Source organism: Haloferula rosea (assembly GCF_016595525.1).
Taxonomy (GTDB): Bacteria; Verrucomicrobiota; Verrucomicrobiia; order Verrucomicrobiales; family Akkermansiaceae; genus Haloferula; species Haloferula rosea.
Map to the genome: position 1 here is coordinate 302074 of NZ_JAENII010000004.1, position 25728 is coordinate 327801.

Annotated in this window: 25 protein-coding genes; 18 read left to right on the forward strand and 7 right to left on the reverse strand. The window is 61.8% G+C overall.

Going from position 1 to position 25728, the window contains the following annotated elements:
- Nucleotides 1-131: 131 nt before the first annotated feature.
- The 6 genes from JIN81_RS07415 (at nt 132) to JIN81_RS07440 (ending at nt 6932) form a co-directional block, all read left to right on the forward strand.
- Nucleotides 132-1058, forward strand: coding sequence for a nucleotidyltransferase family protein (locus tag JIN81_RS07415; protein WP_200278174.1), 927 nt, complete (start codon nt 132-134; stop codon nt 1056-1058).
- A 79-nt stretch (nt 1059-1137) separates the two neighbouring features.
- Complete coding sequence (locus tag JIN81_RS07420) at nt 1138-2025, forward strand: hypothetical protein (RefSeq protein WP_200278175.1); 888 nt, start codon at nt 1138-1140, stop codon at nt 2023-2025.
- Between the two features lie 109 nt (nt 2026-2134).
- Entirely contained in the window at nt 2135-3094 is a 960-nt protein-coding gene (locus JIN81_RS07425) for a phosphotransferase (RefSeq protein WP_200278176.1), read from the forward strand.
- Nucleotides 3095-3158: 64 nt separating this feature from the next.
- Nucleotides 3159-4532: a hypothetical protein gene (locus JIN81_RS07430; protein WP_200278177.1), complete on the forward strand. Its 1374-nt coding sequence runs from the start codon at nt 3159-3161 to the stop codon at nt 4530-4532.
- 52 nt (nt 4533-4584) lie between these two features.
- The gene (argB, locus tag JIN81_RS07435; RefSeq protein WP_200278178.1) at nt 4585-5463 is read left to right on the forward strand and encodes an acetylglutamate kinase; all 879 of its coding nucleotides are present in this window, start codon (nt 4585-4587) and stop codon (nt 5461-5463) included.
- Nucleotides 5464-5522: 59 nt separating this feature from the next.
- Entirely contained in the window at nt 5523-6932 is a 1410-nt protein-coding gene (locus tag JIN81_RS07440; protein WP_200278179.1) for a sulfatase family protein, read from the forward strand.
- A gap of 49 nt (nt 6933-6981) precedes the next feature.
- Here the strand turns inward: JIN81_RS07440 and JIN81_RS07445 are convergent, their stop codons facing one another.
- The gene (locus JIN81_RS07445) at nt 6982-8172 is read right to left on the reverse strand and encodes a basic secretory protein-like protein (protein WP_200278182.1); all 1191 of its coding nucleotides are present in this window, start codon (nt 8170-8172) and stop codon (nt 6982-6984) included.
- Nucleotides 8173-8204: 32 nt separating this feature from the next.
- Nucleotides 8205-8579, reverse strand: a complete 375-nt coding sequence (locus JIN81_RS07450) for a VOC family protein (protein WP_200278184.1) — start codon at nt 8577-8579, stop codon at nt 8205-8207.
- Between the two features lie 124 nt (nt 8580-8703).
- On the opposite strand from JIN81_RS07450, the gene JIN81_RS07455 reads away from it, so the two are divergent.
- The 4 genes from JIN81_RS07455 to JIN81_RS07470 all read left to right on the forward strand — a co-directional run bounded on the left by JIN81_RS07455 (nt 8704) and on the right by JIN81_RS07470 (nt 12287).
- Complete coding sequence (locus JIN81_RS07455) at nt 8704-9141, forward strand: universal stress protein (protein WP_200278186.1); 438 nt, start codon at nt 8704-8706, stop codon at nt 9139-9141.
- A 101-nt stretch (nt 9142-9242) separates the two neighbouring features.
- Complete coding sequence (locus tag JIN81_RS07460; RefSeq protein WP_200278188.1) at nt 9243-11075, forward strand: sulfatase-like hydrolase/transferase; 1833 nt, start codon at nt 9243-9245, stop codon at nt 11073-11075.
- A complete protein-coding gene (locus JIN81_RS07465; RefSeq protein ID WP_200278190.1) occupies nt 11072-11869 on the forward strand; it encodes an ABC transporter ATP-binding protein in 798 nt (265 codons plus the stop codon). The genes JIN81_RS07460 and JIN81_RS07465 overlap by 4 nt, the downstream gene beginning before the upstream one ends.
- 40 nt (nt 11870-11909) lie before the next feature.
- The gene (locus JIN81_RS07470) at nt 11910-12287 is read left to right on the forward strand and encodes a globin domain-containing protein (protein ID WP_200278192.1); all 378 of its coding nucleotides are present in this window, start codon (nt 11910-11912) and stop codon (nt 12285-12287) included.
- 14 nt (nt 12288-12301) lie between these two features.
- Here JIN81_RS07470 and JIN81_RS07475 read toward each other — a convergent pair whose 3' ends face one another.
- Nucleotides 12302-14896 carry a protein kinase domain-containing protein gene (locus tag JIN81_RS07475; protein ID WP_200278194.1) on the reverse strand — a complete coding sequence of 865 codons (2595 nt, stop codon included), beginning with the start codon at nt 14894-14896 and terminating at the stop codon, nt 12302-12304.
- Between the two features lie 36 nt (nt 14897-14932).
- Nucleotides 14933-16285: a CPBP family intramembrane glutamic endopeptidase gene (locus JIN81_RS07480; RefSeq protein ID WP_200278196.1), complete on the reverse strand. Its 1353-nt coding sequence runs from the start codon at nt 16283-16285 to the stop codon at nt 14933-14935.
- Nucleotides 16286-16559: 274 nt separating this feature from the next.
- Between JIN81_RS07480 and JIN81_RS07485 the strand changes: the two genes are divergently transcribed.
- Nucleotides 16560-17570 carry a transposase gene (locus JIN81_RS07485; RefSeq protein ID WP_325100860.1) on the forward strand — a complete coding sequence of 337 codons (1011 nt, stop codon included), beginning with the start codon at nt 16560-16562 and terminating at the stop codon, nt 17568-17570.
- Between the two features lie 22 nt (nt 17571-17592).
- On the opposite strand, the gene ahr is transcribed toward JIN81_RS07485, so the two are convergent.
- A complete protein-coding gene (ahr, locus tag JIN81_RS07490; protein ID WP_200278200.1) occupies nt 17593-18603 on the reverse strand; it encodes an NADPH-dependent aldehyde reductase Ahr in 1011 nt (336 codons plus the stop codon).
- 233 nt (nt 18604-18836) lie between these two features.
- On the opposite strand from ahr, the gene JIN81_RS07495 reads away from it, so the two are divergent.
- Nucleotides 18837-19343 carry a pyridoxamine 5'-phosphate oxidase family protein gene (locus JIN81_RS07495; protein ID WP_200278202.1) on the forward strand — a complete coding sequence of 169 codons (507 nt, stop codon included), beginning with the start codon at nt 18837-18839 and terminating at the stop codon, nt 19341-19343.
- A 102-nt stretch (nt 19344-19445) separates the two neighbouring features.
- Here the strand turns inward: JIN81_RS07495 and JIN81_RS07500 are convergent, their stop codons facing one another.
- Nucleotides 19446-20255 (reverse strand): hypothetical protein, encoded by an 810-nt coding sequence (locus JIN81_RS07500; protein WP_200278204.1) that lies wholly within the window; start codon nt 20253-20255, stop codon nt 19446-19448.
- 218 nt (nt 20256-20473) lie between these two features.
- Here JIN81_RS07500 and JIN81_RS07505 point away from each other — a divergent pair, with 218 nt between their 5' ends.
- From JIN81_RS07505 to JIN81_RS07525, 5 genes are all read left to right on the forward strand, one after another.
- On the forward strand, nt 20474-21325 hold the full coding sequence (locus tag JIN81_RS07505; protein WP_200278206.1) for an ABC transporter ATP-binding protein: 852 nt from the start codon (nt 20474-20476) through the stop codon (nt 21323-21325).
- The gene (locus JIN81_RS07510) at nt 21325-22227 is read left to right on the forward strand and encodes an ABC transporter permease (RefSeq protein ID WP_200278208.1); all 903 of its coding nucleotides are present in this window, start codon (nt 21325-21327) and stop codon (nt 22225-22227) included. Before JIN81_RS07505 ends, JIN81_RS07510 begins: the two co-directional genes overlap by 1 nt.
- A 16-nt stretch (nt 22228-22243) precedes the next feature.
- Entirely contained in the window at nt 22244-23164 is a 921-nt protein-coding gene (locus JIN81_RS07515) for a tetratricopeptide repeat protein (protein ID WP_200278210.1), read from the forward strand.
- Nucleotides 23165-23316: 152 nt separating this feature from the next.
- Complete coding sequence (locus tag JIN81_RS07520; protein WP_200278212.1) at nt 23317-24039, forward strand: metallophosphoesterase family protein; 723 nt, start codon at nt 23317-23319, stop codon at nt 24037-24039.
- Between the two features lie 14 nt (nt 24040-24053).
- Nucleotides 24054-24446 carry a (deoxy)nucleoside triphosphate pyrophosphohydrolase gene (locus JIN81_RS07525; RefSeq protein WP_200278214.1) on the forward strand — a complete coding sequence of 131 codons (393 nt, stop codon included), beginning with the start codon at nt 24054-24056 and terminating at the stop codon, nt 24444-24446.
- A gap of 69 nt (nt 24447-24515) precedes the next feature.
- On the opposite strand, the gene JIN81_RS07530 is transcribed toward JIN81_RS07525, so the two are convergent.
- Entirely contained in the window at nt 24516-24815 is a 300-nt protein-coding gene (locus JIN81_RS07530) for a hypothetical protein (RefSeq protein ID WP_200278217.1), read from the reverse strand.
- A gap of 171 nt (nt 24816-24986) precedes the next feature.
- On the opposite strand from JIN81_RS07530, the gene JIN81_RS07535 reads away from it, so the two are divergent.
- Nucleotides 24987-25697, forward strand: a complete 711-nt coding sequence (locus tag JIN81_RS07535) for a class I SAM-dependent methyltransferase (protein ID WP_200278219.1) — start codon at nt 24987-24989, stop codon at nt 25695-25697.
- The last annotated feature ends 31 nt before the right edge of the window (nt 25698-25728 follow it).

Below are 25728 nucleotides of genomic sequence, written 5' to 3' on the forward strand. Positions count from 1 at the left end.
GCGGGGGCGGTCGATGAGCCGGGGCCGCAATCACGCTGGGCATGGGGATTGCGGGATCCGGCAATTCGCAGGGAAGGCCGGTGAGGTGGGTGGTGATTTCCCTTGTCGGTCTGGCTGGATGGCCAGAAACCATGCGCGTGATTCAAAAGGCCTTCATGCTTGGCGCGGGACTGGGAACGCGCCTCCGACCGCTCACCGAACGTTTGCCCAAGCCCTTGGTGCCTCTCTTTCACCGCCCGCTGGTGGAGTGGGGAATGGTGGCGTGCAGGGAGCTGGGAGTCCGTGAATTCGCGATCAACACCCATCACCTGCCCGAGGCGTGGCAGGCGAAGGATCGAGGATTGGGGATCGGGGATTGGCGGGAGAGCGAGCTCGTGGGGGCCAATGGGGAGCGCGGGATGGTGGGATCCTGGGAGGACTGCCCGGTTCATCTTTTCCACGAAGCGGAGCTGTTGGAGACCGGCGGGGGGATCAAGAACATCGCCTCGTGGATTGGTGACGACGATGTGCTGGTGCACAATGGTGACATCTATTCGTCGATGCCGCTGGGTCGGCTGATCGAAGCGCATGAGGCGTCGGATCACATCGCGACCCTGGCCCTCCGTTCCGAGGGGGTGGCGAAGCACATCGCGCATGTGGACGGGCGCGTGACGGACATCCGCAGGATGCTCGGGCATGCGGACGGCTCTCATGTGTTCAGCGGGCTCTACTGCTTTTCGCCCGAGCTGCTCGAGTTCCTGCCTGAAGGGGAAAAGGTCTCGGTGATTCCTGCGTTTCTCGAACTGATCAAGCTGGGCAAGCTGGGGTGTGTTGTGATCGACGATGGTATCTGGTTCGACCTCGGGGATCCGGCGAGCTACCTGACGGCTCATCGGGAACTGGGCTTGGCAGATCCCGTGCATGTCGATGCGGTGATCGCCGCGGGCGCGCAGGTCGAGCGGAGCGTGATTGGTCCGCGGGCGACGATTGCTGACGGCGCGGTGGTGCGGGATTCCGTCGTGTGGCCGGGTGCCGATGTCGGCGCGGATGAGTCGCTGGTGGGTGAGGTGAGGATGTGAGGTGGCGATGGGATTGATGACTCGGGTTGGCGCGCTTGATGCTTGCCAGTCCACAGCTCTCCCAAGAGTTTTCCCGGCCATGATTTCCTCCCACTGTTCCAACATGCTGCCCATCGTCTCCTGTTCCTTCCTTTTTGGATCGTTCTCCCCGGCCGCTGTGGTCTTTGAGGATGACTTCAGTTCGGGGGCGATCGACGGAACCAAGTGGGATCTCGGTTCCCTGTCTGAAGAGGATTCCGGATCATTCGAAACCACGGCGGACGGAGCCTTGGGCTTCGTGACGGCTGGATCGGTAACGGGAGTTCGTCCGATAGCCCGTTTGCAGGCAATCAGCACGCTCCCACAAACCAGCGATTGGACGCTCACGGTTACGATGAACATCGGGGATCTGAGCGACCTGTCTTCGGGATTTGGGGATGGTGATGGTGCTGCCCTGACCGTGCAGATCGCGAGTGCATACGACAATGGAGACCGTCTGGAGGTAAATTTGGCGGCGATCAATTTTGGCGGTGCCACGCAGGCCGTGCGCTCTGCGGACCGTCTCGACCCGGGCGCCCCCGGTGGTGAGGATTCTGGTGGGAACATCAACGATCCGATCGTTCCGGTGGGAGATGGCACCGCCTCCACTGCGACGATTATCCTGAGCTACGATGCGACGACTCAGAAGACGAACTCGGCCTATCGATTCAATGGTGGGCCCCTGACCACGTTCGGCTTTGAATCGGATTTGAGCGAGTGGACTACCGGTGTGGGTGATCTCTTCGTGTTCAAGATCGAGGGATCCGCAGGAAATTTCGGGGGCGGAGGAGGGCTGGTAGGCCCTGTCGATCTGGATGAGGGCGAGTTGGCTTTCGACAACGTCCGGCTCGAGGACACGGCCACTGCTTTGCCTGCCGTGCCTGAGCCATCGGTGACCCTGCTCGGAGCGCTCGGTGTTCTGGGGTTGATTCGCCGGCGGGTGCGCTGAGGAGGAATCCTGCCAAGGGGGCCGCGAGCCGACTTGCTATCTCGAGGGGCTTGGTGCGAGGTAGTTTCCCCTTGCCCCTGAGGGGGTGCGGCTGGATTCTCCCGCCGCGATGTCGGCCGATTCGATTCTCACTACCGTTCGCCAGTATCTGGAGTTCGATCCGATGGAAAAGGTCACGCTGGAGCCGATCCAACGTGGGGCCTCGGGGCGGACCATCGTCCGGGTGACGACGGAGGAGTATGAGCCCTTCATCGGCATCCACTGGACGGATGAGCGCCCGGACAATGATTTTTACCCGCCGGTGTCCCATTTCCTCGAGAAGGTGGGTATCAAGGTGGCGGGCATCCTTCACGAGAACCTGAAGTGGCGGGTGGTGCTGGTGGAGGATCTGGGCGATGAGAACCTGCTCTCGCTGAAGGATGAGCCATGGGAGGTGCGCGAGCCGTACTACCGCTCGATTTTCCAACAGCTCGACAAGCTCTACTACTCGCGGCTCGGCCGGGATGCGGAGTTCAACCCGAACTTCGATGCGGCGATGTATCGCTGGGAGCAGGAGTATTTCTGCGACCACCTCGCCGGGGATCTCCTCAATATGGACGCCTCGGCGATCCGGCAGTCGCCGGAGTTCAGGGATCTGGCGGAGCGGCTCGGCGGGGCGACGAAGCATCTCGTCCATCGTGATTTCCAGTCCCAGAATTTCATGCTGGTGGAGGGGGATGCCTACTGGATCGATTTCCAGGGGATGCGCCGCGGGCGTCAGGAGTATGACCTCGCTTCGCTGATCTATGATCCCTACATGGATCACTCGAAGGAGGATCGGGAAAAACTGCTGGCGCTGTGGGAGGACGTGTCGGAAGAGCGGCCGGTGGAGAAGTTGTTCCAAGAGGTGGCGATCCAGCGGCTGATGCAGGCGATGGGAGCCTTCGGCAACATCATCTGGAATCGTGAGGACGAGTGGTACAAGCCCCACGTGCCGGTGGCGGCCAAGCTACTGGCGGAGGTGTCCGAAGGCACGGCTTACGGGGAGCTTCTCGAGCCATTCCTGGAAAAGGCGGCGGCCTACCGATGAGCTGCGTGGAGCGTGGCGTGCGCTTTGACTTTTCACAGCGCGCTCGCTGGGTTTCGCTGCGCGGGTGACTGCGGAGCGCAAGACCCGGCTGGCTTCCTTCCTCGCCTCGATGATGGCGCTGGCGGTGGGGCTGGCTGTGTTCATGGCTGTGTCGTTCAAGGTGGAGATCCTGCAGCGTCTGGATCTGGCTTTGTTCGGGTGGCTGTCCGGTCATCCGGGTGAAGTCGCGGGGACCGGCAGTGCGGATGACCCGCGGATGATCGAGCGGTTCGAGGTCGCGGCGGAGGTGGCTCCGCTGCAGGCCTTGTTTCTCGATGACGAGGAGGATGGGTTTTTCGAGCAGGTGCCGCCGCCCCCGGCGGATGTGATGGTGCTGATGGCGCGCCTGCAGGAGCGTGGGGTGAAGGCGATGGGCGTGGGATACCCGCTGCAGTGGGATGATCCGGACACGCTGGCGGTCGAGGCGATGAGGCGGGTGATGGATCGGATGGATGGGCTGGTGCTCGGGTATCGGTTGAAGGACAGCACGGCGCCGGCGCCGGTCGCCGCTCCGTTCCAACGGGCGTCGCTGGCCTATTCGGAGGTGATCGGCGATGGCACGAAGCTGCCGGTGGTCAACGGGATCCGCGGGGTGGCTCCGGAGATGGGTGGCGACAGGAGCCTGGCGGGGTTCACGGGGATCGAGACCGAGGAGCCGGATGCGGAGCGCGAGTATCTGCTGGCGCGCTGGTCGGACCGTGTGGTGTTCGCGCTTCCGTTGGCGGTGGAGGTGGCGAGGCGGGGGTTGAGCTTCGATGAGGTCCACGTCCACATGGGGCGCTTCATCCGTTTGGGAACCGATGGGCCGCGCATCCCGATTGATTTCCGCGGTCGGCTGGATCTCCCGGAGGTGGCGCCGGAGCGCGAGGCCTTGAAGGCGACGGCGGTGATTGCCGATACGCTGCCGGAGGATTTCGCCCGCGAGGGGGCCACATTGATTCTAACGGACGAACGTCTTCTCGGAGGGAAGGCCGACCGCGAGTGGGCCGAGCGGCTGGGACGGGTCGATGCGGCGATTCGTGGAGCCCCGGTGCGCACGGAGAGTCATCAGATGAAGGTGGTGGATCGCCGGATTCTGGTTGGAATCCTTTCGCTGCTCGCGCTGGCGATCGGCGCGACGATGTCGCGGCATGTCGTGAAGCGCTCCGTGGTGGTCGCGCTCTGTTGGACGGTTGGTCTGGCCGTGGTGCTGGCGGTGCTGATTCATTTCGCGCAGATCGGACCGATGCCACTGGTGTGGTTGTCGATGCCGATCGGGGCGGTGGTGGCTTCGGTGTGGTTGGCCGCGCGCGAGCGGGTGGAGGTGGTGGATTCCAGCCAGCAGGCGAGCATGGCGACGAAGGTGGCCAAGCCGGATGAGTCCAAGCGTCCGAAGAAGCGGCGCAAGAAGCGTCGGTGAGGCCGAGGCTTCCCAGCGGCGGGTGGGGACCGTATGATGTCGCCCGTCCGCCATGAGTCTCCAACAACCGATCGACAAAGCCGAAGCCCTGATTGAAGCCCTGCCCTATCTCCAGGCGTTTCGCGGGAAAACCTTCCTCATCAAGATGGGGGGCTCGGCCATGGAGGATCCCGATCTGGTGCGCAAGGTGATGCGCGACATCGTTTTCCTCGAAGTGGCTGGCATCAACCCGATCGTGGTGCATGGCGGCGGCAAGGCGATCTCGGCCGCGATGAAAGAGGCGGGCCTGGAGGCCGAGTTTGTCGGTGGCTTCCGGCGCACCACGGACGAGGCGATCTCGATCGTGGAAAAAGTGCTGTCGAACGAGATCAATCCGGGCTTGGTCCAGATGATCCGCGAGTTCGGTGGCAAGGCGACGGGAATTCCGGGGACGGATGTGTTTCTGGGTGAGAAGATGAGGGTCAAGGATGACCAGGGCAACCCGGCGGATATCGGCCGCGTGGGAGAAGTGCTGGGCTGTCGCGTTGAGCATATGGCGGCGGCCCACGATGCGGCGATCGTTCCGGTGATCTCGCCACTGGCGGCCGAGCTGGCGACCGGTCGCCCGCTGAACATCAATGCCGACCTCGCAGCGGCCGCGTTGGCCAAGGAACTGCGTGTGACCAAGCTGGTCTATCTCTCCGATGTCCCGGGCCTGATGAAGGATCCGAGCAATCCGGACACCCTGATCAAATCGGTGAACCGCGAGCAGGCCGATGGCTTGCTGGAGGATGGCACGATCTCAGGTGGGATGATTCCCAAGATCAAGAGTGCGCTGGATGCGCTGAATGCCGGAGTCCGGAAGGTCCACTTCGTCGATGGGCGGCTGCCTCACGCCCTGTTGTTGGAGATTTTCACCGACTACGGGATCGGCACGGAAGTGACGAGATGAGTCTCGCGGATCCGGCGTGGGTGACAGGCCCGGCCGGGCGTGGACGTTTGATCAGCCAGATGAAATTTCTCCTGACGATTCTCCTCGGAGCTGCGCTTGCGCAGGCGAAGCCGAATATCGTGGTGATCCTCGCCGATGACCTCGGCGTGGGTGATGTCTCCTGCTACTATGACAAGGGTAAGATCAAGACACCGAATCTCGATGCGCTGGCGGCGGCGGGGATGAGGTTCACGGACGGGCACAGCAATGCCTCGGTATGCACGCCGACGCGCTACGGGGTGCTCACCGGGCGTTACTGTTGGCGCAGCCGGCTGAAGCGTGGGGTTCTGAATGGCTACAGTCAGGCCTTGATCGAGGAGGACCGGGCGACGGTTGCCTCGGTCTTGCAGGAAGCGGGATACCGGACGGCATGCATCGGCAAGTGGCACCTCGGGATGAACATCGCGAAGTCGGGGGGCAAGTGGGACTACGATGGGAAGATCGAGCGGGGGCCGACGACGGTGGGCTTTGATACCTTTCTCGGGATCACGGCGTCGCTCGACATGCCGCCGTATGCCTTGGTGAAGGATGACCGCTTCATTCAGAAGCCGGACGAGGAGTTCGAGGCGGTGAAGAAGCAACTCGATTACATCCGTGGTGGCGCGATTTCGTCGGAGTTCAAGCACATCGACTATCTGCCGCTGGTCGCGGAGCAGGCCGAGGAATTCATCGTGAAGGAGGCGGGAAAGGACGCTCCGTTCTTTCTCTACCTGCCGCTGCCTTCACCTCACAAGCCGGTCATTCCGAACGAGGACTTTCAGGGGAGTTCCGGGATCGGACAGTACGGCGACTACGTGGTGGAAACCGACTGGGCGGTCGGGCGCGTGATGGCGGCCTTGAAGAAGGCGGGTGTGGAGCGGAACACGATGGTGGTCTTTACCAGTGACAACGCATCATTCGCCGTGCCGGAGGCCTATGAGACGATTCAGAAGGGACATCGGGTGAACGGGGACTTTCGTGGTCAGAAGACGGACGTGCTGGAAGGCGGACACCGTGTGCCCTTCATGATCTCGTGGCCGGAGAAGATTGGGGGTGGTCAGGTCTCGGATCAGGTGATCTGCACCACCGACATCATGGCGACCTGTGTGGCTGCCGCCGGCCTTTCCCTGCCGGAGGGTTCTGCCGAGGACAGCGTGGATTTCATGCCCGTGCTCGAAGGAAAACACCAGAGCGGGGCGCTGCGGGAGTTCACCATCCACCATTCGGGCAGTGGCATGTTTGCACTGCGGAAGGGGGGCTGGAAGTTGATTGTGGGCAAGGGCTCGGGAGGGCGCACGAGGATGCCGAAGAGCGCGGCCCGGATCCAACTCTACAACTTGAAGGACGATCCGGGCGAGACGACGAATCTACAGGCGAAGCACCCGGAGGTAGTTCAGGAACTCACCGCCCTGCTCGAGGCTTGCAGGGCATCGGGCGGTGGTCGGAAGTGAAGCCCGGCCGGCGTGGTCTGCTGCGTGGGCGCCTGGAGGCCCGCGTGCCTTACTCCGGTGTCCAGCTGCTCTTGGCGTATTCGGCCGCCAGTGCCTCAAGGGACTTGCCGGTGATATCCTGCCAGATGCCCGGCTGGTAATTTTCGGCGATGATGCTCTGCGACACCGCCTTCACAATCGGCTTCTGATAGGTCGCTTCGAGGTAGAGCAGGAAGGCCGTGGACGGCCAGTAACTGCCGAAAGGGTTGTCGCGCTGGATGTTCCGCCGGCAGTGACGGGCCCAGGCGTCGTCGGGGTTCAGCTTGAAACGGACGTAGTCGGCGGAGCCTTCGGTGAACCATCCCGGCCCCCGACCCCGGTAGTCCTGAAGGACGTGGCTGAGCTCATGGATGAAGACACCGATGGTGTCTTCGGGGTTGCGGCGGAGATGGGCGGTGGAAATCGTGATGTTGCGCCCTTCGGCGTAGGCGGGGGCCTTGATGCCGGGCTTGAAGGTCACATGGACCACCTTGGAGGCTGCGTCGCTGTGCTGGCCGAGCAGGTCCAGAGTCGGCGCCCAACTGGAGGTGAAGGCCTCATGGATGCGACCGATCAGCGGCTCGAGGTCGCGGGCCGCACTGAAGTCGACCTTCAGCCTGAGCAGGTAGGGTTCCTTGTGGTGAACGACTTCGGATTGGAGGGTTTTTTCGCCGGCCGAGAAGGCGCGGTCGGCGGGATGCAGCAGCAACTGGGGAGGGATGGGGCCGCGGCGGCCGTCGGGAAAAGTCACGTTGAGCTCAAGCTTCTCACTGACCGTTGCCTCGAAGTAGCTCAGCTCGAAAGGATAGAATCCCTGCTTGAGATCAACGGTCGCGGATTTCGCCGTCGCGCTGTGAAGGCCGTCGAGATCGATGATGGTTTCCCCTGCGATCCGGAGTTTGGAGCCATCATCGCTGGTGAGGGTGAATTGGTGGGTGCCCGCATCGGTGACGTGAAGGATGCCGTGGAAGCGGCAGGCGAAATGGTCGTCGCGCTTTCGGATGGAGAGGTCGGGTGAACTCACCACTCCATGGCTCATGCCGTCCAGCGTGTGGAAACGCGGCAGCCTGCTCCATGTTCCCTCGGCGTAGTCGCTGTGCAGTCCGGGAGTGAGCGCGGGGAGCGGGCCGGACTTCGACCCGTCGAGCGTGTACAACAGGGCATCGGCGCTGAGCCCAAGTCCCAGACCCGCGAGGCAGAGCAGCGTGAGGAGTCGGAGCATGGGAGGTCGACTCACGGGCCCGGTGGCTCCCATCAGCGTTCGAGGATCTCGACCTCGTAGCCGTCGGGGTCGGTGACGAAGGCCATCTTGCGCTCGCCGGAGCTGAATTTTTCGCGCCAGCCGTCGGGCCAGATCTCGATGCCGGATTTCTCGACCTTGTCGCAGTAGTCGATGATGTCCGGCACGCCGAGGGCGATGTGCATAAGGTCTTCCGGGCAGGTCGTCTTGTAGTCGGCGGACCAGGTCAGTTCGAGGAAGCAGTCGTTGCCGGGGAGTTCGAGGAAGGCGAGTTGGTTCCCTTGTGGCGAGGTCTTCCTTTCCTTTTCCTGATATCCGAGCTTTTCGTAAAAGGCGATGGTGGCATCGAGGTCCTGGACGCGGATGCGGGTGTGGAGAAACTTGATCATGTCGGGCGTAGTCTGGAGTGGGTTTCGGCGCCTGTCATGGGCGAATCGCGCATGATTTGCGATTGCACGCGCATGCCTTTTCGAAGGGTCGTCAAACCGTGAATCGGGTGCTAGGGTTTCCATCATGAAGAAAATTATCGCTGCAGTGGACTTTTCGGACTCGACCCAAGGGGTCGTGGAGATGGCTTCGGCGCAGGCACAAGCCTTCGGTGCGGAGCTTCATTTGGTGCATGTGCTCGAACCTGAGCCGGCCTACACGGCTTATGGTTTCACGCCGGACGAGTTCCCGGCCATGCATGTGTTTCAGGAGGAGGCGCGGAAGCGTGCAACCAAGCGTTTGGAAGAGCTGGCGGCTGGAACGCCCGGCGCTTCTTCGCGGTTGGCGGAGGGCAGCCCCATGGCGGCGATCTCCGACTACGTGAAGGAAACGGATGCGGATCTCGTGGTGCTGGGTTCCCACGGCCATGGCATGGTCGCTTCGCTGCTGCTCGGTTCGGTGGCTGAAGGCATGGTCCGCAAGGCGCTGGTGCCCACGCTGGTCGTTCCCGCGCCTGAGAAGTAGCAGAGCCCGATCGCACGACGGTTCGGAAGGGGACTGCGAGCATGTCGCAGACCTCCGTGGATTCGTGTAGGAAACGTTCTGGGAACGAAGTATGGAGAGGCATGCTTCGACCTCTGCTGCTGCTTGGTATTTCGCTGAATCTGACCCTACTCGGTGCGGACAAGCCCGAGAGACCGAACATCCTCTGGATCACGAGTGAGGACAACTCGGCCCACTGGATCGGCTGCTATGGAAACGAGCAGGCGAAGACGCCACGGATCGATGCGCTTGCGGACGAAGGCCACCTGTTCCTGCACGCCTACTCGAATGCTCCGGTCTGCGCGGTGGCTCGCTCGACCATCCTCAATGGCGCCTATGCCGTGACCCAGGGGACGCAGCACATGCGCAGCCGGCATCCGATTCCGGAGCGCTTCAAGTCGTATGTGTCCTACCTCCGGGGGCAGGGATACTACTGCACCAACCGCTCGAAGACCGATTTCAACTTCAAGGGCGATGACCGCGCGATCTGGGATGAGTGCAGCGGGAAGGCACACTACAAGAATCGTGCGGAAGGGCAGCCATTCATGGCGGTGTTCAATCTAACGGTGAGCCATGAGAGTTCGCTGTTCCCCAACAAGCGGGGCAAGGAGCCGAGGCGGCTGGCGGCATCCGAGGTCGATGTGCCGCCGTATCTTCCGGACCTGCCGGAAGTGCGGAAGGACATCGCGGCGTATCATGACAAGATCACGACCATGGATGGCCAGGTGGGTGAACTGCTCGACGAGTTGGAGAAGGCGGGTTTGGCTGAGGACACCATTGTTTTCTACTACTCCGACCACGGCGGTGTGACGCCGCGGGGCAAGCGCTACATCAAGGAAACCGGCGTGCGTGTGCCGATGGTCGTGCATGTGCCCTCGAAATGGGGTCATCTGACTCCGTTCAAGAGGGGCGGCAAGGTCGATGAACCGGTGGCCTTCGTGGATCTTGCGCCGACGCTGCTGTCGCTGATCGGGCTGGAGAAGCCGGATGCGATGCAGGGACGTGCGTTTCTCGGAGAGCACAGGGAGGCTGCGCCGGAGGATGACATGGTGTTCCTCTATGCGGACCGTTTTGATGAGCTCTACGGCATGCGCCGTGGTATCACCGACGGGCGATGGAAGTACATTCGGAGGTTTACGCCTCAACTGGCGGCGGCGCCATACAGCTTCTATCAATTTTCCATGCCCAGCTGGGTCGCCTACCGGAAGGCGTGGCAGGACGGTGAGTTGGATGGCGTTCACAAGGCGATGTGGGAAGCACCGCAGGTGGAGGAGGAGTTGTTCGATCTCAAGTCGGACCCGTGGGAGGTGAGGAATCTGGCGGCGGATCCTGCGCATGCCGAGCGGCTCGTCGCCATGCGCTCCCGGCTGAAGGGCAAAATGACCGAAGTGAAGGACACCGGGCTGGTGCCCGAGCCGATGTGGGCGGCCTTGGCCGGCGGGAAGCCGATCACCGACTTTGTCCGCAGCAGCGGCTTCGATTTTCAAGGTGTGCTTGATCTGGCCTTCCTCGCCAGTCGCGCTGATCTGGGAGAGGTCGGGGCGCTGATGGAGTTCGCCTCGTCGGATGACCCGGTGAAACGCTACTGGGCGCTGCAAGGGCTTCAGATCGCGGGTCAGAAGGCCGGTTTGGAGGCAATTCTGACGGGCCTTCGTGACGAGCACTCGGTCAACCGGGTGACGGCTGCCGAGGCGCTCTGCCGGATGGGCAAAGAGAAGGAAGGCCGTGCCGCAATGCTCAAGGAGCTGATGTCCGAGACGCATGAATACTCACTCCAATACCTGATCAATGCGCTGATGAGGGTGGATGCAATCGATGACATCCCGGAAGCCTGGGTGAACGAGACTCTGAAGGATCGCAAGGCAGGGGCCTATGTGAAGCGGTTCGCGGAGAGGATCAAAAGCGGCGAGCTGTGAGTGATCCATTTCTCGAACTGGAACGGGTCCACGTGTGGCGCGGCGAGGAGGCGGAAGTCGCGGCGCTGGACGATGTTTCGCTGAGCTTCCGGCAGGGGGAAAGTGTCGCCATCCTCGGGCCGAATGGTTCGGGGAAGAGCACCTTGCTGCAACTGCTGGTTGGCGGGCTACGCCCGGAAGTACGGGATGAGTCGTACTGTCGCCTGTTTGGTGAGGAACGGTGGTGCATCGACGAGCTTCGCGAGCGGATCGGGGTGGTGATGCCGGAGGAGGTGGCTCGCTTCGATCCGGAAGAGTTGGCCTTCGATGTGGTGCTGACGGCCTTTCGCGGAGCCTATGGGCGGGTTCGGACCATGCGGTTTTCGAAGACCGAGCGGATCGCGGCTTCGCGGGCGGTCGATCGGCTCGGGATCGGGCATCTGGTGAATCGCGAGTTCGGTGCGCTTTCGTCGGGAGAACGGAGGAGGTTTCTCATCGCCCGGGCACTGGCACCGGATCCGGGTGTGCTGGTGCTCGATGAGCCGTCGACAGCTCTGGATTTCGCTGCAGCGACGGAGCTCAGCGACATCCTTCGTGAATTGATTCGCGATGGGCACACGCTGGTGCTCGTCACCCATCATCCGGGTGAGATTCCCCCGGAGATCGAGCGCGTGGTGATGCTCAAGGAGGGGCGGGTGCATGCTGATGGACCGGCGAGGACATGGCTGACTTCCGAGCATCTCAGCGGATTGTTCGGGCTTCCTCTGCGGGCGCGCTGGTCCGGCGGGTGGTGCCATGTGAGGGGAGCTTCCTGAAAACTCTGGAGCATCCGGAGGCGAAGGGGTATTCCGCGGCATGGCGACCGTCGAGGAACAGGTGAAGCGGGATCTCGGGCGTGAGGGTCTCACGTCCATGGTGGCGGACTTTTACCGCCGCGTGAAGGAGGACGACCTGATCGGGCCGATGTATCCGGAGGATGATTGGGAAGGATCGGAGGAGCGCCTGCTCGATTTCCTATGTTTCCGCCTGTTGGGGGAGTCGGCGTACTTGCTGAAGCGTGGTCACCCGCGATTGCGGATGCGGCATGCACCGTTTTCCATCGGCGAAGCCGAGCGGGATCGGTGGCTGGAAATGATGGAAGCCGCGATGATCGAAACCAAGGTGCCTGACGAAACCCGCGAGGCCCTTGGCGCGTTCTTCGCCCAGGTGGCGGACTTCATGCGCAACCAATAGGCGGCGCGCCAGCGTCACTCCGAGACGATGCTCTCGATCCAGACATCGAGGTCTTCGCTCGCAGCGGCTCCTGCACGACGCAGGTTGTTTGCCAAGCCATCCTGACCTTTCGTCTGGGCTTCCTGAGCGGCGGTGTTGACCCGGTCGATGTAGGCATCCCGGATGCGGTCGGCCGCCGATTCGTGTTCCAAGTCGATCTCGGTTTGCTTCTTGTAGCCGTAGTCGCAGACCTCGCCCATGCGGGGTGACAGCGCGATTTCCGAGCCTTCTCCGAAGGCATCGGGCCCTGGCACGCGGTTGTCGACCACGAGTGCCTTGAGGGCATCGACATGGGGTTGCCAGTTGGTGGTGTCGCTGCTGTTCAACCCCCGGAACCAGACATCGAGGTCCCAGTTGAAGGTGCGTGCATTGGCAGCAAGCTTGTCGTCGCGTTCCTTGCCGATCCGTTCCAAGGCAGTGGCGGCCATGGAGTTCAAGGCTTCCAAGCTGTTTCCGCCTTCTTGGTTGGCCATTTGCTCCTCCTCGCTGGATTCATCGGCACGGGTGGCATCGGTGCTCCACTCGATGATGAAACCGTCGATCTTTTCGGTGGGGTCCATGTCTTCCCAACCTTCGCCCGTCAGCAGTGCGAGCGATTCACCGCCTTCTTCCGGGTCGGCCTCTTCGGCCCACTTGGCGAATTCCCACGGCTCGCCGCTGTCCCATTTCCACACGGCACCCTGACGGGATCCGCCGATCCAGAAGGAGAGCTTTTCACCGAGTTCGACCGCCTTTTCGGCCAGCCAGTCGGCTTCGTTGCGGGTCGCGGGAACGGCGAGGATGCCACCTGACTGCTCGGCCATCAGGGCGGCGTCGCGTCGTTTGATGGGACGGGAAATGATGGCGAAATGGCGACCATCGAGGGATTTGGTGCCGGGAGGATAGACCGGGTTCGGGCTGTCCAAGGTCGAACGGGTCCGCTGGAGAATGGATGCCAAGGATGCCGGGTTCGACCCATCCCGGTGCCATTCGATGATGAAGGGGAACTTGGCTTTCGCCGGGCGCGCACGAAGCAATCCGAGCTCATCGACGGCCGCGTAGTCGCCAACGCCTCCTGGATTCTTGGAAAGCGGCCAGTCAGAGCCATCGATCTGGATCCAGGATTTTCCGGAGGAACGTCCGGCACCGACCCATGCGATGCTGTCCCGGGGAAGAAGTTCGGCAAACCAGTTGATGTCCTCGTCGGAGGTGATTACCGCGAGGTGGCCACCGTGGCGTTCGGCGTAGGCAGCGGCTTGGTGCCACGACAGGTCTTCGGGGACGACGAAATAGTCGCTGCTTCCGCGGCGAGTGGTGCCAATGGGCATTTCGTCGCGTTTTCCATCGAACAGGGCGTCCTGAAGACGGGCAAGGGACTCGAGAGGCGTCTCGGGGACGGGCTCTGGCTCCGGCTTGTCGGTGCCGTCCGGCTTTGGTTTCGGTTTGTCGCGCTCGCGCAGGGCGGCGAGCCGGGCTTCCTCTTCGGCGCGCTTGCGCTGAGCAGCGGCAAGCTTCTCGGCTTCGTATTGCTCACGCTCGATGCGTTCCTTTTCGACGAGACGTTTGGCACGCGTCTCCTTCAGGAGCTTGTAGGTGAAGCCGATTGCCACCACGAGAACCGCGATGATCAGAAGGTTCCGCACCAATCCCCAGCTGGAGCCGGTCGAGATCTGCACCTCCGGGACGGGAGCGGGCGTGCCATCCGCCTGTGGCGGTGGGGGACCTGCGCTTTGAGGTGCCTTGGGTGCTGCAACGGCCGTGGCTCCCGTCATCAGTGGGTTGGCCGCACGAGCAGCGGCATTTTGTGCCCACTCGTCGAGATCCTTGGCCATGGCTTCGGCCGTGGGGTAGCGAAGCGCGGGGTTTGGCTGGACGGCCTTCTTCCAGATGGCGTCGAGCTTCGGGTCTCCTGAAGTCTTCCGCGGGGTCTTGCCCTCCGGGTCAGGGCGCTGGCCGGTGACCAGTTCGTGGAGAATGACTCCGACCGCGAACAAGTCAGCCCGCTGGTCGAACTTCGAATGGTCCGCGATGACTTCCGGTGCCGTGTAGCCGGGAGTGCCCATCAGGACGCCCGAGTCGTCGTGCTCCGCAGCAAGCGCGAGACCAAAATCACCGATCTTCGGCTCTGCTTTGGGAGTCAGGAGGATATTGGCGGGCTTGATGTCGCGGTGAATCACCCCGTTTTCATGGGCGTGACCCAGTCCTGCACAGATGCCCTTGATGATGCTGACGGCCTGCTTCGGCTCGATCTGCTTGTTCCAAGCGGAGTGGTAGAGCGACTTGCCATCGACATATTCCATCACGATGTAGGGCATCCCGTCGACATCGCCGAAATCATACACACTGATGAGGTTCGGGTGGTTCAGGCGGGCCATCGCCTTCGCCTCCACTTCGAAAGATGCGCGGAACCCGGCGTCCTCCCCGAGTTCCCGCGGCAGCACCTTGATCGCCACATCGCGCTCGAGCGACCGCTGTCGGGCTTTGTAAACCGCACCCATGCCTCCCTTGGCGATGAATGCCTGGAAGTCGAAGGCTGGTAGAAGTTCAGCGAGGTGCTCCAATTCTGGAGCCTGGAAAGTCTCGTGCGTCATGTGCTGTGCGGAGGAAAGGGCATTCGCGCCTGATCATCAAGACAGCGCTGTCTGATAAACGATCCATTCCGGAATTTTTATCGATGCATTGTAGAGTGCGTGGAGGACAATGGCCGTCAGGAGCGACCGACTCGCTGAATAGCCCAAGGCACAGACCGCGCCCACACAGCCGACCATGATGAGGCTCGGCAATGTGTAGAAGTGGACCAGCGCGAACACCACCGATGAGATCAGCACGGCGGGAGCTAGCCGCATCCGGTTGTGCAAAGAGCGGAAAAGGACCCCGCGGTAGAGGATTTCCTCGGCGACCGGTGCTGCCAGACAGGCAGAAGCGACCCCAAGCACCAATCCCCAGGGCCCGACCTCCATCATCGACAGACCACCGGTGGCGTCCGGAGTGCCGGAGCGGTCGATGGTCATCCGGAGGCCGAATTCAATGATCTGCAGGATCGCGAAGCCCCCGAGGACCATGCGGCCATCAAGTGGACCAGCCAGTCCAAGGCGTGAAATCGCGTGCCGGCAGCGACGGAAAAGCAGTCCTAGCGCGATCAGCGCGGGCAGAAACCGCGTCAGGGAATCCAATGTGATGAATACCGGCATGGTCATCAGGGGGCCACCCTCGTCGCTCGGAATGCGGGAAATCCAATCAATGCTGTGGCTGAAACTGAGGCTGAATCCCAGGTAGGCCAAATAGGCGAGCAGGAACACCCCTAGGCCGAATGACAGCGTCCACCGCCCGACATACCCCCGTGGTCTATCGCTTCGCATGAAGCCCAGCAGTGTGCCGGGCAGAAAGATCAGGCCGCCAAGCGTCACTGCAATCACTGCACCCCGGGCCTTGATCGTGTTGCTGACCAGATGACGCGTCCGGGCATCCACCAATTGGGCGGCGAAGGCTCCTGCCTCCGCCTCACTTGCCGGCAGTTCCAATGCCTGAAGGTAGGCGAGGTCCCACCAGTGCTCGCGGCCTTCGATGATGCGGGACATGATTTCCTCCGTCGATGGAGCACCAGGGATACCCAACTGCTGGAAGGGGCCGTTGGCGGCATTGCCCTGACCATGAACCGCGATCATGACCCCGAGCGCAAACGCCCCTTCGTCCGCCATGGCCGTCGAACGAGGATCCGTTTCGTCATGACGGTGCCGGCCATATACCAGAGGCGCCAAAGCGTTGATGCGCGTTGCAAGCGTCTGCTGGAGGTTGTCGATCCCTAGCAGAGGCTGCACCCAAGAGGGCATGTGTGCGGTTCCCTCAGCCAGCCGCAGATCTCGATCCGCCTTGCGGAAAGCCAGCTCCCAGGTGTCGGCCTTGGCGGACTGACCGGGTGGCAGCGCAGGTTTGCCCAGATGATTGTCCCAAAGCCAGACTCCGAGCAAAAAAATGAGCAAAAGCAGCAAAGGCTCGGAGAACCTCCGACGGCGGAGCTGAAAGTAGGGATTGGGGTGCTTGCCTTCGATACCCAGAGAATCGGCGCAATCTCCTCCCGGGGCAAGCCCACGAGTGCCACCGCCGCCCGAAATCCATTCCGGCTCTTTCCAAAAGAGGAATTCTTATAGAAGGACACACCTTTTATAGGAATCTCTGCTTGTCTGGTGGCTCGGGCGATGGCAAGGTCCGGACATGGCCAAGCCGCGGTGGATTGCTCCTTGGAAGGATTCGCAAGTGAAACCTGCGATCTACCACCTGATCTCACGTGTGGTGGATCGCCGGATGGCTTTCGGGCCAGAGGAGAAGGAAAAATTCGGCATGTTCATGCGCATGATCGAGAAGTTCACCGGATGTCGGGTGCTCTCCTACTGCTTGATGTCCAATCACTTCCACCTTCTGCTGGAGGTCCCACCAATGCCGAACGGCGGGCTTCCGGACGAGATGTTTCTTGGCCGACTGGGTGTGCTCTATTCAAAAGCCCGGGTGGAAGCTGTCGGCGAGTCGTTGCGCACTGCGCGGGAGGCTGGGGACGATGCGGAGGCGGATCGAATTGTCGGTCAGTATTCCTATCGAATGCACGACCTGAGCGAGTTCATGAAGGCGCTGCTCCAGCGCTTCAGCCATTGGTTCAATCGAACTCACGGGCGGACTGGGCGGCTGTGGGAACAACGGTTCAAGAGTGTGCTGGTCGAGGACGGGGTGGCGGCGCGGACGATGGCGGCCTACATCGACCTCAACCCGGTGCGTGCCGGGCTCTGCAAAGACCCGGCGGACTACCGTTGGAGTAGCTATGCGGAGGCGGTCGCAGGAGGTCAGTTGGCTCGTGCGGGCTTGGTGCGCGCCCTGCGCGGGCACGAAGGCCATGCGGGAACGGCCAGAGCGTGGGCGCAGGGAGGCCTGGCCAAGGAGTATCGGGCGATCTTGTTAGGTCAGGGGGTCGAGGTGAAGGTGGATGGAAGGGTGAAGCGCCAGGGAATGAACCGTGACGTGGCGGAAAGGGAATTGGCGGCGATGGAATCGAGAAGGTGTGATGTTTCGATCTCGAAGCTCATCCGCCACCGGGTGAGGTACTTCTCCGATGGTGCAGTGATCGGCGGGCGTGGGTTTGTGGATGAGGTATTTCGCGAATGCCGGGACCGTTTCGGCGCCAATCGGAAGAGCGGCGCTCGCAAGCCGAGAGGAGCGCTGGCCGCGCTCTCGGGAGAAGTCTGGACTGCTCGTGACCTGCGCGTCGGCGTGGGGTAGATGGACCGCCCCAGGACCGGGTCTATCGGGTCAGCACGATCCGGTACCGGGCTTTGCCGGAGCGCAGATGTTCGAGGGCATCATTCACATCGGCCATGGCAAAGGTCTCGATCTGCGGTGCGATCTCGTGCCGACCGCAGAAGTCGAGCATTTCCCTTACGGTTGCAGGGCTGCCCAGCGGTGAGCCTGACACGGACTTGCGTCCCATGATCAGCGGGAAGACGGGCACGGGCACAGGTTCGAGGACTGCTCCGACGAAGTGAAGTCTGCCATCCGGCGCGAGAGCGGAAATGTAGCCGTCCCAGTCGAGCGGGACATTCACGGTGACGAGGATGAAGTCCAGCGTGCCAGCGATCTTCTCCATGGCCGAGGAGTCGCGGGAATTCACTACTTCGTGAGCTCCCAACTTTTTTGCTTCCTCGGTTTTGGATTCGGAGGACGAGAAGGCGGTCACATGGCAACCCCACTTGTTCAGAAATTGCAGCGCCAGGTGTCCGAGGCCACCGATGCCGACGACTCCGACCCGATCCGTCGGTTTGATCCCAAAATGGGCAATCGGCCCGAAGACCGTGATGCCGCCGCAGAAGAGCGGACCAGAACTCACTGCCTCGAGTGAGGAGGGCAGGGGAATGGCCCAGCTCCAGTGCGCCCGCACGCGGTCGGCGAAGCCACCGTGGCGTCCGACGATGGTCCCTTCTGCATCGGCGCAGAGGTTGTGGCGGCCGCTCATGCATGGCTGACAGGACATGCACGATTCCGAGAACCACCCGAGGCCGACCCGGTCACCGACTCTCACGCCTTTCACCTGATCACCGGCGGCTTCCACGATCCCGATCGCTTCGTGACCCGGAACGAGGGGGAACTGGGCATTGCCCCAGTCGTTATCGATCATCGACAGGTCCGAATGGCAAATGCCGCAGGATTCCACGCGGATCTCAACCTGCTCGGGTCCGAGCGGTCCGGGGTCAAACTCAAACGACTCCAACGGCTTTCCCTGCTCGAGGGCTGCGAATGCGTGAAATGTATCGGCCATCCGGGTTGCTAGCTCAGGTTGTCGGAAATGCAAGGTGCCGAATGCGTGCTCACCGGCAGTCCGGTCGGGTTGGATTCAGGTGAAAGCGAGCATTCTGCAACGTCCGAGCATGCAAGAATCCGCGGTTCAAGCTCGGCGAACGGCTGGAAGCCGCATTCCAACGTCCGGCATGCGACGAGCTATTTTGGGAAGGGGTGCTGGAGCAAGTCCGGCATCACCAAACACGACAAACCATGAGCGAAACCGATAATCTTACTGACCAAGACGCCATTCACAAGATCCGTAGCCTCGTGAACGATGCCTCGACCTGCATGTTCGCGACCCAGCTCGGCCAGGTGCCCTTCCACGTTTGCCCCATGCAGGCGCAGCAGACCGATCGGGATGGACGCATCTGGTTTTTCAGCGCGGCGGACTCGGCACACAACCAACACATCGTGACGGATCCGCGGGTGAACCTGATTTTTTCGAATCCGTCCGCTTTTGAATTCCTGACCTTGTATGGCAAGGCGACGATCACTTGTGATCCGAAGAAGGTCGATGAACTCTGGAACCAACTGGTCAGCAATTGGTTTCCCGGCGGCAAGGAGGATCCGAACCTGAGCCTGATCTGCGTGGAGCCCGAAAATGCCCACTACTGGGACACCAAGCACAACAAGTTCCTTACCATGGCAAAGCTCATCGGAGCCGCGGTGTCGGGGAACGAGCCGACGGTTGGCGTCGAGGGCGACCTCAAGGTCTGAGGCAGGCCGATTTTCCAAAGACCACTCAACGCCCAACGAAAATGGCGGAGCCGCTCACCGGCTCCGCCATTCGTTTGATGGGTTCTAGCGACCGGGGTGCTCCTACTTGAGTTTGATGGTGATTTCTTCCTTGCTCTCCACCTTCACGCCATCAATGCCTTTCAGGGCTTCCTGCATGTCAGCCGCATTGCCGGGCTTGGCGGAGTTGAGCTTTTTGAAGTTCTCGGGGTTTTCGAGGAGCTTGCCCATGTGCATCTCCATCATGGTCACCGTGTTGCCTTCTACGTTGGTGGCGTTGGTCTCCTCGATGCCGCCGGGGATCTCGATCTTGAACGACATCTTCATGTCGCCCATCATCTGCTTGGCCATGGCCAGGCTGGCTTCGTCCATCTCCTCTTCGGCGGCGTCCTCCTCGCCTCCCTCTTCATCCGCGATGGCTTCGGCGGCTTCCTTGTTCTTCACTGTCAGCACACCATCCTTGAGTGAGAACTCGATGGGCTCGGACTTTTCGACTTCCTCCCCGGCTTGCTCGGCTGCGTCTTCTCCCATTTCGCTGATGGAGTCGCCGTAGGAATACTTGAGTTGGTTGATGTCCTTGAATGAGTAGATGGCCTTGCCGCCCTTGCGACCGTTGGCGTCGATGGCTTCCACTTTGTCGAGGGTCACCCCTTCGCCCATGAGGGCGGCCTTCTTCTTGGCCTCTTCTTCATCGACGAGGTCATCCATGGGGTTCCCTGCGGCTTCTCCGCCGAAGGCGCCCATCATGCCGAGGGCGGCACCGCCCATGGTTGTTTCTTCGGTGATCGTGCCGCTGCCATCCTTGTTCACGGTCAGAACGACGTGGTGCTCGATGCAGCTGGTCACGACGAGCGCGATCACTGCCGCGAGAATCATGCGTATTTTGTTCATCATGAAGCTGAGATTCGCAGTCTTGCCGGACGAAGACAATCCGAAGTTTGTCACGAAACGGATTCCCCGTTGGGGAGGCGCGTGGTGCGTGGGCCGTCCAGTCAGCTCTGGATTGGCGGGTGTTTCGCGGATCGATTGGGGAAATCCACTGCGATTCTGCTCTGCTTTGGAAGCTTGTTGCCAGTGCTCGGGATCGGCTTCTATCATCCTGCCGAGCCATCATGGATCCTGCCGTTGATATCGAGAATCTCGTCAAAGTCTTCCGTCCTCAGTTCGGGGGGCGGCCGCTGCGTGCCGTGGACCGGGTATCGATCACCATCCAGCCCGGCGAGGTGTATGGGCTGATCGGGCCGAATGGTTCGGGGAAATCCACGACGATGAAGGCGCTGCTCGGGCTGGTGGCCCCCAGCTCGGGGACCTGCCGGATCTTCGGGGCCGACTCGCTGGAAGTGGATTCGCGCGAGCAGGTCGGATTTCTCCCGGAGAACCCGTATTTCTACAAACACCTGAGTGGTGCGGAGACCCTGCGCTTCTACGGGAAACTGTGCGGCCTGCGCGGTCGATCGCTCGAAAGCAGGGTGGATGAGCTACTGGATCTGGTGGATCTGGAGAGCGCCCGGGACCGACGCCTCGGGGGCTACTCGAAGGGGATGCTGCAGCGGATCGGTCTGGCCCAAGCGCTGGTGCAGGAACCCCGGTTGGTGATTCTCGATGAGCCGACGGCGGGGGTCGACCCGATTGGTTCGCGTCAGATTCGCGACCTGATTTTTGCGCTGAAAAAACGGGGCATCACGGTGTTCCTCTGTTCCCACCTGCTCGAGCAGGTTCAGGAAGTCTGTGACCGGGTGGGCATCATTTTCCGCGGGCGCATGATCCGTGAAGGCCAGCTTGATGAGTTGCTGGCGATCGAGGACCAGACCGAGCTGATCCTGAAGGATGCCTCGCCGGAGTTGCTGGAAAAGATCAACCGCCTCGTCGCCGAGAGCGGCGGTGGGGAGATGATCCGGTCCGGGCGCCCCCGCACGACTCTGGAGCGACTCTTTCTCCGCGAAACCACTGACCGCAAGAACTGATGGGCTCACCGAACCGACCTCTGAACCCGCGTCGCATCGCGGTGCTTGCTGTAAACACCTTCACCCAGCTGGTGCGGATGAAGGTCTTCTATTTCCTCGGCATCTTTTTCGTCATCGCCATCGCTGCGAACTTCCTCGATCTGCCGACCCATTCAGCGCCGGAGTCGGCAGGGATCGGGGTGCTCTACGCGATCAAGAACACCTGCATCGGGCTGATGTCGATGTTCTCGCTGGTGCTGGCCATCGTGGCGACCGGCCTGCTCCTGCCAAAGGATGCGGAGGACCGGACGCTCTACACGATCCTCGCCAAACCCGTGCCGCGGCTCGACTACCTGCTCGGCAAGCTCCTCGGGATCACGGCGCTCATTCTGGTCTCCCTGCTGGTGATGGATCTGCTGATGACGGCGATCCTGACGGTGCGGACGAACCAGGTCGTGGAAAGCCAGCAGCAGATGGGAGAGGCCATGGGCTACTCCACGGAGATGATGGCCCAGGTGGAGCAGGAAACGCGTGCCTTGGGGCCGTCCTGGAACCTCCAGGGTGCGGTAGCCGTGGTTTTCATGCGTTCGGTGGTGATGGCTTCGGTGGCCTTGCTCCTTTCCACCTTTTCGACCAGCACATTGTTTACGGCCATCGTGGGTTTCCTGGTGCTCTTCGTCGGGTTCTTCCAAGCCGACGCGCGTGAGTTCTACTTCAGCGGCACGGGAATGCTCGGCCGTTTGGGCTCCGCGGTGATGTCGATCGTGCTGCCGGACCTGCAGATCTACAACGTCATCGATGCCGTCATCGAAGGGAAGCTGCTGACGGCGGCCTCATTGTTGAAGGTCGCCGCGGTGACCCTGTTCTACTTCGTGCTCTACACCTTCGCGTCCTGGCTGATTTTTTCGCGGAAGGAATTCTGACCCTCATCGTCGCGCCATGTTTTCGAATCTTCGTCGCACCCTTCTTGCCGCCGGCCTGTTGCTGGTCGCGGGCATCGTGCGCATGCCTGTGGAGCAGGCGTTGACCGAGGAGCTCCGGGCGCAGTCGCTCCTGCAGAAGCCGCTGAACCTCGAGACCCGGAAAAAGGTCGGGCAGGGTTTCTGGGCGGTATCGCTGGGTGGTCTCCGGACCTTGGTGGCGACCGTACTGAACCTCCGCGCCTACGGGTTTTTCGAAGGGCAGAAGTGGGAGAAGGTCGCCGACACCTACGACACCATCGTCCAGCTGGCCCCGAACTCGGCCTACTACTGGGATGCAGGCGCGTGGCACATGGCTTACAACGCCGCGTCCCACTACCAGATCGATGCATCCCTTCCCGAGATCCGGGCCAAGGCCGAGTGGCGCAAGTGGGTGCTGCGCGGAACTGCTTTCCTCGAAGAAGGGACCCGCCAGAATCCGGAGAACGCCCTGCTCTGGCGGCAGCTCGGCTGGCTGTATTCGGATCCGAACAAGCTGGTCGACTATGAGAAGGCCGCCGAGGCCTACGGGAAAGCCGTGGAGATCGGTGGCACACTGCCTTACGTGGCCCGGGCCTACGTCTATGCCCTGGCGCGGACCGAGGATGGCGTGGATGAGGCCCTGCCCTTGGTTCGACGACTTCAGAAAGAGCCCGGCGGGAATGTGCCGACCTTGATGTCGCTCCGGTTTGCCTTGGAAATGCGCGAGCAACCCGATCGTGATGCTCACCTGCTTGCTTTGGATCTTTTCGGAGATTCGGAGCGGGCGTACGAGCTTTTGGGAAATTACTACTTAAGTAGCAGCGAAGGCTTCCCTATGAACGGGGTCGCAGCCGAGGTCCGTCGACTCGAACGCGAACTCAAGGTGCCCTCCGAGAGAAGCATCTTCAACCAGGAGTAGCCCACGCCGTTCCCTGAAACCGAATTTCCCGACCCTCCGAAACACTCATGCAGCCTCCCAGCGGACCGCCTCCAGCTCCACCCGTGGTTTCACTCGACAGCCACGCTCCCGCTCCGTCAGCTTCTCCGTCTGAAGAGTCCGCTGCCGGTCCCATGCGCATAGCCATTTTCGGAGACATCCACGCCAACCTTGAAGCCCTCGAAACCGTGCTGGCTGACGCCGCCGATCAAGGCTGCACCGACTACATCTGTCTCGGGGACGTGGTCGGCTACAATGCCGACCCAGCGGCCTGTCTGGAGCGGATCCGCGAGCTCGATTGCCCGACGGTGAAGGGAAACCACGATGAGGACGCCTCCGGGCAGCACTCCTTGGAAACCATGAATCCCGTGGCGGCCGCGGCCTTGGAATGGACGCGCCTGCAGCTCTCCGAGGAGCAGAGGACGTGGCTCCGCCGACTGCGCATGGTCCGCCAGATCGCAGACTTCACCGTGGTGCACAGCACGCTCGACCAGCCGTCGAACTGGAACTACGTGACCAACCGCTTCGACGCGATGTCGAACTTCTCCTACCAGTTCACCCAGCTCTGTTTCCACGGTCACACCCATGTGCCGCGCGTCTACATCAAGGGCAGCAAGGTGGAGGAAGTCGCCGCAGAATCCGTCGCCATCGAGGATGGCTCGAAGTACTTCGTCAATGTGGGCTCTGTCGGTCAACCACGTGACGGCGACTGGCGCGCCTCGTATGCCATTTACGATTTGGAGCACAAACTGATCGTGTTCCGCCGTCTCGAGTACGACATCGCCACCACCCAGGCGAAGATCCGTGAGGCTGGCTTGCCCGAGATGCTCGCTGAGCGCATCGCCGAAGGGCGCTGAATCCGCGTTTCATCATGATTCGCGTCGTTGCCGGTCTCATCGAGGACGACCAGGGTCGGCTGCTCGCCTGCCGTCGTCCGGAAGGCAAGCACCTGGCCGGCAAGTGGGAGTTCCCCGGCGGTAAGATCGAAGCGGCTGAATCCCCTGCGCGGGCCCTCGTGCGAGAATTGCAGGAAGAGCTGGGGGTGACGGTCGATGTGGGCAAGGCGCTGACTCCCGTCGTTCACGACTACGGCCGGGGGCCGATTGAGCTCATCCCGCTGAGGTGTCGCATCGCGAGCGGAAGTCTGGACGCCAGAGAACACTCCGAACTCCGCTGGTGCACCGCGGAGGAGCTGACCCGGTTGGACCTCGCCGCCGCTGATTTGCCGATTCTTGCCGAGTGGATGACTTCCGAGTCGGAATAGTTCCTCACCCGGTTCCGACAGGATCCGTCCGAAGCTCGGGGCCTGGGCCGACCCCGGACGGCGGTGCGCCTAGCTCGCCAGCCATCCGATGACCAGACCAAGCACGACCTGGCAGACGAGATAGGTGACCGTCACCAGGCCGGCCATCCCCCATCGGAGGTAGCAGAACTGATGGAGCGCCCACACCATCAGCCCCAGCACCACGACAAGGGCGATCAGGTCTCCGGCCAGAAGCGTGAGGCAGAAATTGGAAAGCCCCAGTCCCAGTGCAATCAGCGCCACCTTCGGGAAGGAGTAGTCGGCCTCGTGCCGTGCGAGCACAAACATGATGAGGCAAAGCAAGGCGGCGGTGATGACGATTCCAAACATGATCAAGTCCCGGGCGGGTGACACGATCCGCATCGATGCAGGATCTAACGGACCCGGGGTGGTGAGAGAATCATCCGGCGGTCAGGACGGCAAGCATGGAGGTCCGGTGGCTCGTGGTCGGTGCTGACTTGTGGCTCGCTTCGCACGCGGCTTCTTGTCAGAGTTCCGATCATGAAATGGTCCTGCCTTCTGAGTCTAAGTGCCCTCTTCCTCATCCTGCCGGTGACCGCACAGGATGCTCCGACGACGGGCGAGAAAAGCGTCAAGCCGGGGATCAACCAGCGCTATCTCGATCCGGACCTCAAGGTGGACGATTGGCTGAAACGCTTCGAGGTCGAGTCCCGTGAAGTATTCCACAACCGGAAGGACGTCCTGGAAATCTGCGAGATCCAGCCCGGCATGACGGTTGCCGACATCGGGGCCGGCACCGGGCTCTACACGCGGCTTTTCTCCAAGGCGGTGGGTGAGAAGGGATGGGTGTATGCCGTGGACATCAATGCGCGCTTCCTCGAGCACATCCAGGCGCGGGCGGCGCAGGAGAAACAGCAGAACATCACGACCGTCCTCTGCCCCGAGGATTCGGTGACCCTGCCGACTGCATCCATCGACCTGGCATTCATCTGCGATGTCTATCATCACTTCGAGTACCCGAAGACCTCGCTTGCCTCCCTGCATCGGGCAATGAAACCCGGAGGGCGCATCATTCTCATCGACTTCATCCGCATCGAGGGAGTGTCCAGTGAGTGGACGCTCGGCCATGTCCGGGCCGGCGAGGAAGTCTTTCGCAAGGAAATCGAAGACGCCGGGTTCACCTTCGACGCTAAGCTCAAGGTTCCCGGATTCAAGGACAACTACTGTCTCCGCTTCATCAAGCCCGATTGATTCATCGGTCACGACTCTTTTGTCTTTCCGA

Excerpts from the sequence above, each read along its gene's own strand:
- JIN81_RS07415 (WP_200278174.1), top strand. The coding sequence starts at position 132 with ATGCGCGTGATTCAAAAGGCCTTCATGCTTGGCGCGGGACTGGGAACG.
- JIN81_RS07420 (WP_200278175.1), top strand. The coding sequence starts at position 1,138 with ATGATTTCCTCCCACTGTTCCAACATGCTGCCCATCGTCTCCTGTTCC.
- JIN81_RS07425 (WP_200278176.1), top strand. The coding sequence starts at position 2,135 with ATGTCGGCCGATTCGATTCTCACTACCGTTCGCCAGTATCTGGAGTTC.
- argB (WP_200278178.1), top strand. The coding sequence starts at position 4,585 with ATGAGTCTCCAACAACCGATCGACAAAGCCGAAGCCCTGATTGAAGCC.
- JIN81_RS07440 (WP_200278179.1), top strand. The coding sequence starts at position 5,523 with ATGAAATTTCTCCTGACGATTCTCCTCGGAGCTGCGCTTGCGCAGGCG.
- JIN81_RS07445 (WP_200278182.1), bottom strand. The coding sequence starts at position 8,172 with ATGCTCCGACTCCTCACGCTGCTCTGCCTCGCGGGTCTGGGACTTGGG.
- JIN81_RS07450 (WP_200278184.1), bottom strand. The coding sequence starts at position 8,579 with ATGATCAAGTTTCTCCACACCCGCATCCGCGTCCAGGACCTCGATGCC.
- JIN81_RS07455 (WP_200278186.1), top strand. The coding sequence starts at position 8,704 with ATGAAGAAAATTATCGCTGCAGTGGACTTTTCGGACTCGACCCAAGGG.
- JIN81_RS07460 (WP_200278188.1), top strand. The coding sequence starts at position 9,243 with ATGCTTCGACCTCTGCTGCTGCTTGGTATTTCGCTGAATCTGACCCTA.
- JIN81_RS07470 (WP_200278192.1), top strand. The coding sequence starts at position 11,910 with ATGGCGACCGTCGAGGAACAGGTGAAGCGGGATCTCGGGCGTGAGGGT.
- JIN81_RS07475 (WP_200278194.1), bottom strand. The coding sequence starts at position 14,896 with ATGACGCACGAGACTTTCCAGGCTCCAGAATTGGAGCACCTCGCTGAA.
- ahr (WP_200278200.1), bottom strand. The coding sequence starts at position 18,603 with ATGGCCGATACATTTCACGCATTCGCAGCCCTCGAGCAGGGAAAGCCG.
- JIN81_RS07495 (WP_200278202.1), top strand. The coding sequence starts at position 18,837 with ATGAGCGAAACCGATAATCTTACTGACCAAGACGCCATTCACAAGATC.
- JIN81_RS07500 (WP_200278204.1), bottom strand. The coding sequence starts at position 20,255 with ATGATGAACAAAATACGCATGATTCTCGCGGCAGTGATCGCGCTCGTC.
- JIN81_RS07505 (WP_200278206.1), top strand. The coding sequence starts at position 20,474 with ATGGATCCTGCCGTTGATATCGAGAATCTCGTCAAAGTCTTCCGTCCT.
- JIN81_RS07510 (WP_200278208.1), top strand. The coding sequence starts at position 21,325 with ATGGGCTCACCGAACCGACCTCTGAACCCGCGTCGCATCGCGGTGCTT.
- JIN81_RS07515 (WP_200278210.1), top strand. The coding sequence starts at position 22,244 with ATGTTTTCGAATCTTCGTCGCACCCTTCTTGCCGCCGGCCTGTTGCTG.
- JIN81_RS07520 (WP_200278212.1), top strand. The coding sequence starts at position 23,317 with ATGCGCATAGCCATTTTCGGAGACATCCACGCCAACCTTGAAGCCCTC.
- JIN81_RS07525 (WP_200278214.1), top strand. The coding sequence starts at position 24,054 with ATGATTCGCGTCGTTGCCGGTCTCATCGAGGACGACCAGGGTCGGCTG.
- JIN81_RS07530 (WP_200278217.1), bottom strand. The coding sequence starts at position 24,815 with ATGTTTGGAATCGTCATCACCGCCGCCTTGCTTTGCCTCATCATGTTT.
- JIN81_RS07535 (WP_200278219.1), top strand. The coding sequence starts at position 24,987 with ATGAAATGGTCCTGCCTTCTGAGTCTAAGTGCCCTCTTCCTCATCCTG.